This window comes from Streptomyces sp. NPDC002130, from assembly GCF_040296465.1.
Lineage (GTDB): Bacteria > Actinomycetota > Actinomycetes > Streptomycetales > Streptomycetaceae > Streptomyces.
Genome location: NZ_JBEOXI010000275.1, coordinates 1 through 10183 on the forward strand (window position 1 = coordinate 1; position 10183 = coordinate 10183).

At 71.6% G+C, this 10183-nt stretch carries 13 protein-coding genes; 5 read left to right on the forward strand and 8 right to left on the reverse strand.

Annotated elements, in window-relative coordinates; translation table 11 throughout:
• The first annotated feature begins 145 nt into the window (after window positions 1-145).
• Window positions 146-1309 carry a DUF6777 domain-containing protein gene (locus ABT116_RS34690; protein ID WP_351642170.1) on the forward strand — a complete coding sequence of 388 codons (1164 nt, stop codon included), beginning with the start codon at window positions 146-148 and terminating at the stop codon, window positions 1307-1309.
• Window positions 1310-1319: 10 nt separating this feature from the next.
• On the opposite strand, the gene ABT116_RS34695 is transcribed toward ABT116_RS34690, so the two are convergent.
• Genes ABT116_RS34695 through ABT116_RS34705 form a run of 3 tightly spaced genes read right to left on the reverse strand, consistent with a single transcriptional unit; the run spans window position 1320 to window position 2454 of the window.
• Entirely contained in the window at window positions 1320-1736 is a 417-nt protein-coding gene (locus tag ABT116_RS34695; protein ID WP_351642172.1) for a PRC-barrel domain-containing protein, read from the reverse strand.
• A complete protein-coding gene (locus ABT116_RS34700) occupies window positions 1733-2317 on the reverse strand; it encodes a PRC-barrel domain-containing protein (protein ID WP_351642175.1) in 585 nt (194 codons plus the stop codon). The genes ABT116_RS34695 and ABT116_RS34700 overlap by 4 nt, the downstream gene beginning before the upstream one ends.
• Window positions 2314-2454 carry a hypothetical protein gene (locus ABT116_RS34705; protein WP_351642177.1) on the reverse strand — a complete coding sequence of 47 codons (141 nt, stop codon included), beginning with the start codon at window positions 2452-2454 and terminating at the stop codon, window positions 2314-2316. The genes ABT116_RS34700 and ABT116_RS34705 overlap by 4 nt, the downstream gene beginning before the upstream one ends.
• Before the next feature lie 187 nt (window positions 2455-2641).
• Between ABT116_RS34705 and ABT116_RS34710 the strand changes: the two genes are divergently transcribed.
• Entirely contained in the window at window positions 2642-3109 is a 468-nt protein-coding gene (locus ABT116_RS34710; protein ID WP_351642180.1) for an ATP-binding protein, read from the forward strand.
• Between the two features lie 102 nt (window positions 3110-3211).
• On the opposite strand, the gene ABT116_RS34715 is transcribed toward ABT116_RS34710, so the two are convergent.
• Complete coding sequence (locus tag ABT116_RS34715) at window positions 3212-4099, reverse strand: RNA polymerase sigma factor SigF (protein WP_298557516.1); 888 nt, start codon at window positions 4097-4099, stop codon at window positions 3212-3214.
• 212 nt (window positions 4100-4311) lie between these two features.
• On the opposite strand from ABT116_RS34715, the gene ABT116_RS34720 reads away from it, so the two are divergent.
• On the forward strand, window positions 4312-4725 hold the full coding sequence (locus ABT116_RS34720; RefSeq protein ID WP_351642184.1) for a helix-turn-helix domain-containing protein: 414 nt from the start codon (window positions 4312-4314) through the stop codon (window positions 4723-4725).
• 22 nt (window positions 4726-4747) lie between these two features.
• Here ABT116_RS34720 and ABT116_RS34725 read toward each other — a convergent pair whose 3' ends face one another.
• The 3 genes from ABT116_RS34725 to ABT116_RS34735 form a co-directional block, all read right to left on the reverse strand.
• Complete coding sequence (locus tag ABT116_RS34725; RefSeq protein ID WP_351642187.1) at window positions 4748-5350, reverse strand: ClpP family protease; 603 nt, start codon at window positions 5348-5350, stop codon at window positions 4748-4750.
• Complete coding sequence (locus ABT116_RS34730) at window positions 5350-5991, reverse strand: ATP-dependent Clp protease proteolytic subunit (RefSeq protein ID WP_142166043.1); 642 nt, start codon at window positions 5989-5991, stop codon at window positions 5350-5352. The genes ABT116_RS34725 and ABT116_RS34730 overlap by 1 nt, the downstream gene beginning before the upstream one ends.
• Window positions 5992-6126: 135 nt before the next feature.
• The gene (locus tag ABT116_RS34735) at window positions 6127-7332 is read right to left on the reverse strand and encodes an epoxide hydrolase family protein (RefSeq protein WP_351642191.1); all 1206 of its coding nucleotides are present in this window, start codon (window positions 7330-7332) and stop codon (window positions 6127-6129) included.
• A gap of 121 nt (window positions 7333-7453) precedes the next feature.
• Here ABT116_RS34735 and ABT116_RS34740 point away from each other — a divergent pair, with 121 nt between their 5' ends.
• Window positions 7454-7936, forward strand: coding sequence for a VOC family protein (locus ABT116_RS34740; RefSeq protein WP_351642193.1), 483 nt, complete (start codon window positions 7454-7456; stop codon window positions 7934-7936).
• Between the two features lie 300 nt (window positions 7937-8236).
• On the opposite strand, the gene ABT116_RS34745 is transcribed toward ABT116_RS34740, so the two are convergent.
• Window positions 8237-9136, reverse strand: a complete 900-nt coding sequence (locus tag ABT116_RS34745) for an SGNH/GDSL hydrolase family protein (protein WP_351642196.1) — start codon at window positions 9134-9136, stop codon at window positions 8237-8239.
• A 161-nt stretch (window positions 9137-9297) separates the two neighbouring features.
• On the opposite strand from ABT116_RS34745, the gene ABT116_RS34750 reads away from it, so the two are divergent.
• A complete protein-coding gene (locus tag ABT116_RS34750; protein ID WP_351642199.1) occupies window positions 9298-10095 on the forward strand; it encodes a VOC family protein in 798 nt (265 codons plus the stop codon).
• Window positions 10096-10183 lie beyond the last annotated feature (88 nt).

Below are 10183 nucleotides of genomic sequence, written 5' to 3' on the forward strand. Positions count from 1 at the left end.
GCGAGGTCCGTCCGCGTCGCGTCGGCTTGCGGGGCGCCCGGGACCGGGGCACACAATGAGCTCGTAGTGGAAAAAGCGGCATGCATCGGTGCGAATCGCCTGCAGTGTGTGAAGGCCGCAGAGAACCCACGCGGGAGAAGAGCTCGTGAGCGTCGATCCACCGTCGTCCGGCCGCCCCACAGGACCTCCCTCGGGCCCGCTGTCGGGTCCCTCCGAGCCGCCCTCGGGCGGCGGCCCGCCCTCGGAGCCGCCGAGCGGAGGCGGCAAGGAGCCGGAGCCCCGCCGCCCGTGGTGGGGGTCCGTGCCCCGGGTCGCGATCATCGCCACCGCAGTGGTGGCCGCCGTGGTCCTGGCCGTGGTGCTCTCCCGTCCCGACAACGGCGGTACCGGTGCGTCCGACGGCGGCACCAGCACGTCCACCGGTGAGGTCTTCCTCCAGCCCGCGGCCGACACGGGCCCGGACGAGTTCACCGAGTCGACGGCCGAGGAGAAGAGCTCCGCCTCGCCGGTCACGCCCTCGGGAGCCACCGAGTCGGCGCCGCAGAACGCCGTCCGCGGCGTGGAGGGCGACGCGCCCGGCCTGTACGGCGGCACGCGCAACGTCGCCAGCTGCGACGTGGAGAAGCAGATCACGTACTTCGCCGACGCCCCGGACAAGCAGCGCGCCTTCGCCTCGGTCGCCGGGATCCAGCCGTCCGACGTCCCCTCCTACCTCCGTTCGCTCACTCCCGTGCAGCTTCGCATGGACACCCGCGTCACCAACCACGGCTACAAGGACGGCGCCCCCACCAGCTATCAGGCCGTCCTCCAGGCCGGCACGGCCGTCCTCGTCGACGACCGCGGCGTGCCCCGGGTGCGCTGCGCGTGCGGCAACCCGCTGACCCCGCCGGTCGCCCAGCAGAGCGCGCCGAAGACGACGGGCGACGCGTGGCCGGGGTACAGAGCGTCGAACGTCGTCGCGGTGGCGCCCGCACCGGAGCCGGTCGACGTCTTCGTGATGTGCGAGCCCGACGGCGAGTGGTTCGAGCGCCAAGCGGGCGACACGGGCAAGAAGGACCACAAGACGAAGAAGCCCGACAAGCCGTCCCCGACGGCGACCGTCACCACGCCCCCGACGGCACCGACCGACTCGACGTCGTCAGAGCCGCCCACGAGTGAACCGCCGACCTCGGACACGGACACGTCGGGGCCGACTACGGACGAGCCGCCGTCGTCCGACACCCAGCAGCCGCCGCCCGACAGCGACACCGGGGGCGACACCGGGAGCGACACCGGCGGTGGCACGACGGAGCAGGCCCCGGCCTCCTGACCCGGCCGGCTCAAGCGGCGCGGACCACCAGGGCGTAGTCACCGAGTCCGAGCAGCCGGTCGCCCGGCAGGTCACCGTGGGCGGTGACGACCGCTTCGACGCGGCCCGTCTCCGGTTCGAACGCGACGTCCTGGACCGTGCCGAGCGTGTCGCCCGTCTCGGTGAGGATCCTGAGCCCCGGCAGCTCGTGGTGCGGCGGAACCTCGGCGGGTTCGGCGGCCGTGCGGACCAGCACCGCGTCCGGTCCGACGGCGTGCAGGGCACCCCAGGCCAGCACGGTCTCCTTGCGGGAGTGCCGGCCCCGCACCCGGACGTGCGTGACCACACCGGACACGGCGTCTACCGTCAGCGACCTCAGCGCGCCGATGTCCTCCGCCTCGGTCAGTGTCAGCACCGGCAGGCCCCGCGCCTCGGAGAACAGCATCATGGCGCCGACCCCTCCCGCCCGGCCTGGAAGGCCCCGACCCGGGCGACGAAGGCCGGCAGGTCGTCGGCGACGTAGCGGGTGGCGTCCGCCGGGATGACCAGGGCACGGCCCGAGACGGCGAGCGTTTCGCCGCGCGGCACGTAGACCCGGTGCCGACGGCGTCGTGAGCCCTGCACCAGAGACTTGGCCGCAACGATCCGGAAGCCGACGACCCGGCCGCTGGTGCCGCCCTCGACGATCACGTCGAGCACCGTACCCACCTCGGCGCCCTCGTCGGTCAGAACCTTCGCGTGCAGCACCCGGCCCTGCTGCGCCTCGCGGCGGGCCACCACGACGGAGGTGTCCCGCAGCGCGAGGGCGTCGCGGATCATGACGGCGTGCGGGCCCAGCGCATGCACCGCCGGCCAGGGCAGGCTCTGCTTCAGCGGCCCGCTCAGCAGGCCGCGCCCGCTCAGCGTGAAACCGGTGATCCGGCCGGCGGCGGCGTCGAAGACGGTGTCCTTGACCTGCGCGACGGCGTCGCCGCCCAGGGTGACCACCGGGAGGGTCGTCAGACTGCGCGCGGCCAGCAGCTCGTTCATCGCAGGTCCTTCCCGCCGGGGCGGCGCCGGACCGCGATGACGGTCCCCGAGCGTCGCCCCGCCTGCACGGCGAGCGTCACCGCCGCGACGGCGACGAGCGCCGCGATCACCACGACCAGCCATGTCCACCAGGCCACCGCGCACCTCCGGCGATCCGGCCCGACCGCCCTCGGCCGGTCCTGATTCTTTCCGGGTGCCCCGCGAAGGGGGGACAATGCCCGCGTCATCGAATGGGGGAGAATCTGTCAGGACTGTGAAGCCCGGCTCGGGGTACGAGCACTGGTGCAGAGCGTCCGGCCAGTCCGGCTTCCCGGAGAGAGAAGAATGATCGACCACCTGGACGGGGCAGTGATACCGACTGGTTTCGACGTGCCCGTGGAGCCGCTGAGGCGGGCGGCACACTACACCGGCGAGCAGGGATGCATCGCCGAGGCGCGGTCCTTCGCCGCGCTCTTCCTCGACCAGCTCAGGACCGAGTGGTGCGCGCGCATCGACGAGCGGGTCGACGGCGCCGTACTGCTGGTGGTGAGCGAGCTGATCACCAACGCCGACCGGCACAGCAACGGGCCGTACATCCTGGAGCTCGTCGGCACCGACGCCGCGGTGACGGTGTCGGTCTACGACAGCAGCTCCGCACTGCCCCGCGTCTTCCCCCGCAACCCCGAGCGCATCGGCCGGCACGGCCTGGAGATCGTCAACGCGCTCGCGGAGCAGGTCAGCGTGGAGCGGGTGCCGGTGGGCAAGCGGGTGCGTGCCGTCCTGCCGCTCTCCTCCGCCGGAGCCGCTGGGTGAGCCGTCCGGGTGAGATGCGTCATCCGCGCGAGCCGGACAGCATTTCGCGGGTGCCGCCCCACTCCCGCATGGGGGACGGCACCCGCTGGTCGGACGGCCCTGTCAGGCGCAGCCCAGCTCGCCCAGCATGCCCTCGCGCAGCCGTGTGATGATCCGCTTGATCAGGCGGGAGACGTGCATCTGCGAGCAGCCGAGCTGCTCACCGATCTCCGCCTGGGTGGCCTCCTCCACGAACCGCATGTGGATGATCTGCCGGTCGCGCTCGCTCAGCTCCGCCATGAGAGGGGCGAGCGAGTGGAAGTCCTCGACGAGCCGAAGCCCGTCCTCCTCCACGCCGATGAAGTCGGCCAGGACCGCCTCGCCGCCCTCCGGGCCGTCCCCGGTCAGCGCGGCGTCCAGCGACGACGAGTTGTACCCGTTCGCCGCGATCTGTCCCTCCACGACCTCACGCTCGGAGATGTTCATCAGCGTGGCCAGCTCGGCGACCGTCGGCTCGCGGTCCAGTCGGCTGGCGAGCTCCTCACGGGCCTTGGCCAGCTCGACGCGCAGCTCCTGCAGTCGCCGGGGCACGTGCACCGCCCACGTCGTGTCCCGGAAGAACCGCTTGATCTCGCCGACGATGTACGGCAGCGCGAAGGAGGTGAACTCGACCTCGCGCGAGAGCTCGAACCGGTCGATGGCCTTGATCAGGCCGATCATGCCGGTCTGGACGATGTCCTCCATGTCGTCGCCGCGGCCGCGGAACCGGCCTGCGGCGAAGCGCACGAGCGACATGTTCATCTCGATGAGGGTGTTGCGCGCGTACTGGTACTCGTGTGTTCCCTCTTCGAGTTCCGTCAGGCGCTGGAAGAACTGGCGGGACAACTGCCTCGCGTCCCGCGGGGCCACGGACCGCGGGTCCACGACTCCTGGCAGTGCTCCGTCACCCGCGCCGGCCTCTGCGTTCTCTTCGACGACCTGTGCCTTCGACCGGATCACGGCGGTCTCCATTACCTCTCCCGAACGTCGCGGCGGACATCTGCATAGGTACTCCCGAGTTGCGGGTACCCGGGTCGACGCGCACCATGCCCCCCGATTTTCCCATGGGCGAAATGGGGCGGAATGTAACGCTCCGCCCCCGTCCCGGTCGTGCGCGCGATGATTCCACCCAGGGCGGAACTCCGGGCCCTTCCCCCGGCGGCCGGGATTCCTAGGCTGGAGAAGTGAGCAACCACCTGCCGAACGAAGCCCGAGTCATCCCACTGCGCCCGCACGGCGCGCGTCCCGTCGGCGCACCGCCCCGCCAGGCGCCGCCGGCCCCCGCCGCGAAGGAGCCGCTGTGGCGGGACCTGGTGGGTGACGTCCTGCGCCGCGAACGCCTCGCGCAGGAGCGCACGCTGAAGGACGTCGCCGACGAGGCGCGGATCTCCATGCCCTACCTCTCGGAGGTGGAGCGGGGCCGCAAGGAGGCCTCCTCGGAGGTCCTCGCGGCCGCCGCCCACGCCCTCGGGCTGAACCTCGGCGACCTGCTGACCAGGGCGCAGGGCGAGCTGACGCGTCTCACCTCGCGCTACGCGGGCGGCGGTCGCCGCGGCGCGTCCACCTCTTCACACGACGGAATGTGCCTGGCGGCCTGAGCCGTACCGGCCGGCCGGCGCCTCAGACCCTCGCGAGGCGCCGGCTGAGCACCTCGTCGGCCAGCCCGTAGCCCACCGCCTCCTGCGCGGTGAACACCTTGTCGCGGTCCATGTCGGCCCGCAGGGTCGCCACGTCGTGGTGGGTGTGCCGCGCCAGCACCTCCTCGACCTGGGAGCGGATCCGCACCATCTCCTTGGCCTGGAGCGCCAGATCGGACACCGTGCCGCGCTGCCCCCCGGCGGCCGGCTGGCCGAGCAGCACCCGTGAGTGCTCCAGCACGAACCGCCGCCCCGGATCCCCGCCGGCCAGCAGCACGGCCGCCGTGGAGGCCGCCTGCCCCACGCAGAACGTGGAGATCGGCGCCTGCACGAACGTCATCGTGTCGTAGATGGCCATGAGCGAAGTGAACGAGCCGCCCGGAGAGTTGAGGTAGATCGCGATCTCGCTCTCCGGCGACGACGACTCCAGGTGGAGGAGCTGGGCGATGACGACGTTGGCCACGCCGTCGTCGATCTCGGTGCCGAGGAAGATGATCCGCTCGGACAGCAGCCGGCTGAACACGTCGTAGGACCGCTCGCCCTGCGGGGTGCGCTCGACGACGTTCGGGATCGTGTACGTACCCATCACTGCAGCCCCATCCTGCGCCGGGTGGCCGCCGGGCGGACGTCCGCGAGGGACTCCACCACCCGGTCCACCATGCCGTACTCCCTGGCCTCCTCCGCCGTGAACCAGCGGTCCCGGTCGCCGTCCCGGGAGATGGTCTCCGGGCTCTGTCCGGTGTGTTCGGCGGTGATCCGCTCGATGGTCCGCTTGGTGAACTCCAGGTTCTCCGCCTGGATCTCGATGTCGGCGGTGGTGCCGCCGATGCCCGCCGACGGCTGGTGCATCATGATCCGCGCGTTCGGCAGGGCGTAGCGCTTGCCCGGCGCGCCGACGCTCAGCAGGAACTGGCCCATGCTGGCCGCGAAGCCCATGGCCAGCGTCGAGACGTCGTTCGGGATGAGCCGCATCGTGTCGTAGATGGCGAGGCCCGCGTGCACCGCGCCGCCCGGGCTGTTGATGTACAGGCTGATGTCGGTGTGGGCGTCCTCCGCGGACAGGATGAGCAGCTGGGAGCAGACCCGGTTGGCCGAGACCTCGTCGACCTGGGTGCCCAGCAGCACGATGCGCTGCGCGAGCAGCTGGGCGGCCAGATGGTCGTCGAAGCGGGTCGGAGGGGTGTCGCCCTCCTCCGCCCGCGGGGCGAGCGTCGTGAGTGGAGTCATCGGTTCTCCTCGTCGTGGCGGCGAGCGCCGTGGACGGGTCGGGGATGTGCCGTCGACTCCACTCTTGACCTCGGACGATGCCGGCGAACGGTTTCTCTGCCCTCGGCAGATCCGCTACCGGCAGAGCCCCCGGGCTCAGCCCTTCTCGCGCAACTGCCGGAAGAACGCCCGCACATCACCGACCAGCAGGTCAGGCTCCTCCATCGCCGCGAAGTGCCCGCCGCGGTCGAACTCCGTCCAGCGGACGACGTTCTCCGTCCGCTCCGCCTTGTGCCGCAGCGGGATCTGGGGGTCGCCGGGGAAGGACGCGACCGCGGTCGGGGTGGTGGAGGGCTCCTGCGGGGCGGCGATCCTCTCGCCCCGGGCGTGGGCGCGCTCGTAGTAGATCCGGGCCGACGAACCGGCCGTGCCCGTCAGCCAGTACAGCATCACGTTCGTGAGCATCAGGTCCCGGTCGACGGCCTCCTCGGGCAGCTTCTCCGAGTCCGTCCACTCCTGGAACTTCTCGACGATCCAGGCGAGTTGCCCGACGGGTGAGTCCGTGAGCGCGTAGGAAAGCGTCTGCGGCCGGGTGGACTGCACGTGGAAGTAGCCCGTGCCGTCGCGTGACCACTGCGCCCACCGCCGCCACGAGGTCAGCGTGCGCTCCCGCTCCGCGGGACTCAGCGCCTCCAGCTCCCCGGCGGCCGGCTCGACGGCGGCCTGCGCGCCGGGCAGCAGATTGAGGTGGAGGCCGATCATCCGGCCGCTGTGGACGCGCCCGAGTTCGCGGGAGATGGCCGCCCCCCAGTCGCCGCCCTGCGCGCCGAACCGCTCGTAGCCGAGGCGCGTCATCAGCTCGGCCCACGCGTCGGCGATCCGGCGTGCCTCCCAGCCCGTCTCCCGGGTGGGGCCGGAGAAGCCGAAGCCGGGGATGGCCGGCAGCACGAGGTGGAAGGCGTCGGCGGGGTCGCCGCCGTGGGCGGCCGGGTCCGTCAGCGGTCCCACGATGCCCGCGAATTCGACGATCGACCCCGGCCACCCGTGCGTGACGATCAGCGGGGTGGCGTCCGGCTCGGGGGAGCGGATGTGAGCGAAGTGCACCCGCGCACCGTCGATCTCGGTGGTGAACTGCGGCCAGGCGTTCAGCCGCGCCTCCGCGGCCCGCCAGTCGTAGTCGTCCCGCCAGTACCGCACCAGCTCGCGCAGATAGCCCGACGGAACGCCGTACGTCCAGCCCACGCCGGGCAGCTCGTCCGGCCAGCGGGTCCGGTCGAGGCGGTCGTGGAGGTCGTCGAGGTCGCTCTGCGGTACGTCGATGCGGAACGGACGGATGCCGCTGTCGGCGGGCGAAGACGTCATGACCGGATGCTAGTTCCGAACGGTGTAGCGGCCATCCGAATTTGCCGGCCCCCGGCCGATGAGTTCCGGGGCGAGCACCGGTCGACAGTGGTGACAGCGTTCGACGCACCCGGGAGGACTCATGACCACCGACGGTTTCACCACCTGCCTCTGGTTCGACGGCCAGGCCGAGGAGGCCGCCCACCACTACGTCTCGATCTTCAAGAACTCCAGCATCGGCAAGATCGCCCACTACCCCGAGGGAGCGCCCCAGGCCGCCGGCAGTGTGATGACGGTCGAGTTCACGGCCAACGGGCACCGGTTCCTCGGGCTCAACGGCGGCCCTCAGTTCAAGTTCACCGAGGCCACTTCCTTCATGATCTTCTGCGAGAACCAGGAGGAGATCGACTACTACTGGACCAGGCTCACCGAGAACGGCGGCGAGCCGGGCCCCTGCGGCTGGCTCAAGGACAGGTTCGGCGTGTCCTGGCAGGTCGTCCCGGACCGGCTCTCCGAGATGATCAGCGACCCGGACCCGGCGAAGGCGTCCCGCGTCACCCAGGCGTTCATGGCGATGAGCAAGTTCGACATCGCCACGCTGGAGAGGGCGTACGCGGGCGAGTGACGTGCCCCCGTCCCCGTACGCAGGGGCGGAGCCGTCTCCGCCCCTACGCCGCTCGGCCACCCTCGCCGACGCCGCCGTGGGCCCAGAGCGGCGGCCCGGTGTGCTCCGGAGCCGAGCCCGCAGGGTCTCCTCCCACACCCCGGTCACCCCTGCGGTGTCGCCCCGCCCCGCGAGCCGCCCGAGCGCCTCACGCGGGAAGGGGGCGCGGGTCGCCGGCGGCACGCCCCGGTACCCCAGGGGGCGGCCCTCCGACGCGTCGACCCGGCGCGGGGCCGTGACATACGCCGCCCCTTCGAGCGGTCAACGCGACGCCTGTCGAACGGTTTTGGTGATCTCCCGGGCGATGCGCAGGATGCCGGGGGAGCGGACCGGGCAGGGCTTCGGCTTTGACGTCGTGGGGGCCAGGCAGAAGTGCAGATAGTCGTCGTCACGGTGCAGGGCCGTGCGGTCGCGGCCGGGCTGTGTGCAGAAGTCGGGGTGGGCGCGCTCGTAGGCCGTGCACGGCAGGTACTGCGTCCAGGTGTAGCGGCCGGTGGCCGGGCTCACCGCCTTCCCGGCGTCCGCCACGAGGTCGCCCGAGGCGGCGGCACGCTTCTCGTACAGCGCGTTGACGCGCCGGACCCGCTCGGGGGTGATCGGGTCCGGCCCTTGCGACACCCAGACGATCCGTGGGCGGCCGCCGTCCCCGGCCGCGGCTATCTGCTCCGTGAGCCGGCGCGCGTCGGCGTCGTAGCGTTCGAAGTACCGGGCCGGGGACTTGCCGTAGGTGATGCCGTCCATGCACGGTGTGTAGCCCCAGGAGTTCCCCCAGAACTGCAGGACCACGAAGTCGGGCCGCAGCCTGCGCACCAGTGCGGCGGCCTTGTCGGCGGCCGGTACCAGGGAGCGGTCGGCCGTGCCCTCCAGGTAGTCGCACAGGGTGGTGCCGGAGTACGGGGCACCGGTGTACTTCGCCTTCAGGTCCCGGCGCAACTCCTCGCCCAGGACCTTCTGGCCCTCCATCGCGAGCGAGTCGCCGAGGTACAGCACCGTGGGCGCCCGTTTCGGTTCCGGACCGGGGGAGGCGGGGGCGCGCTGGTGGGTGGTGGCCGACGCGCGCGGTGCGGCCGGCGCCGGCTCCTCGGGTGCGGACGCGGGATCCCCGCACCCGCCGAGGAGCGCCCCGGCCAGCAGTACCCCCACGACCCACGGCTTGCGCATACGGCAACTCCCGCCCCGGCCACCGAAACGGCACTCAGGCAAGCACAACCGGGCGCCGGGGGGAAGACGTCCGTCGCGGAAGGCCCTCGACGCGCGAGTCCGCGCCCGGGTGACTAGCGTGAAGAAACGGATGATTCCACTCATGCGGGAAGGGCCGTGCCATGGCCGTGCAACCTGAAGGAGCCCCTTGCTGGGCCGACGCGATGTTCGGTGATCTCGAAGGGGCCAAGAGCTTCTACGGGGACGTCCTCGGCTGGACCTTCGCCGAGGCGTCGGCGGAGTTCGGCAACTACACGGAGGCCTACGCGAACGGCAAGGCGGTCGCCGCCGTCGTTCCGCCCATGCCCGGCCAGGAGGGCCTGTCGCAGTGGTGCCTCTACTTCGCGTCCCAGGACGCGGCCGCCACCGCCGCCCGGATCCGTGACCACGGCGGCGAGGTGCTGATGGAGCCGATGCGGGTCGCCGACTTCGGCACCATGTGCCTGGCCCGCGATCCCGGCGGTGTCGTCTTCGGCGTCTGGCAGGCAGGCACCCACGAGGGCTTCCAGGCGATGGCCGAACCCGGCGCCTACACCTGGGCGGAGGTCTTCACCCGCGAGCCTGAGAAGTCCGACGCGTTCTTCCCCGCCGTGTTCTCCTACCGGCAGCGGGACATGGAGGACGGCGAGATGGACTTCCGGGTCTACGACCTGGGCGAGCGCACCGTGCTCGGCCGGATGAAGATGACCGAGGAGTTCCCGCCCGAGGTGCAGCCGTACATCAACGTCTACTTCACGGTCGACGACTGCGACGAGGCCGTGGCGAAGGCCACCCAGCTGGGTGGCGTGCTGCGGTTCGGCCCCATGACCACCCCGTTCGGCCGGTTCGCGGCGATCAGCGACCCGCAGGGCGCGAGCTTCTCGGTGATCGACACCACGAAGACCGAGGGCGAGATGCCCAAGCTGACCGACGTGGCCTAGGGCCTGTCGTTTGGATCAGCCCACAGACGCGGGGCCTGGCACGCGCATCTGCGGCGTTGTCGTCGGTCACCGACGCTCCGCGTCGACT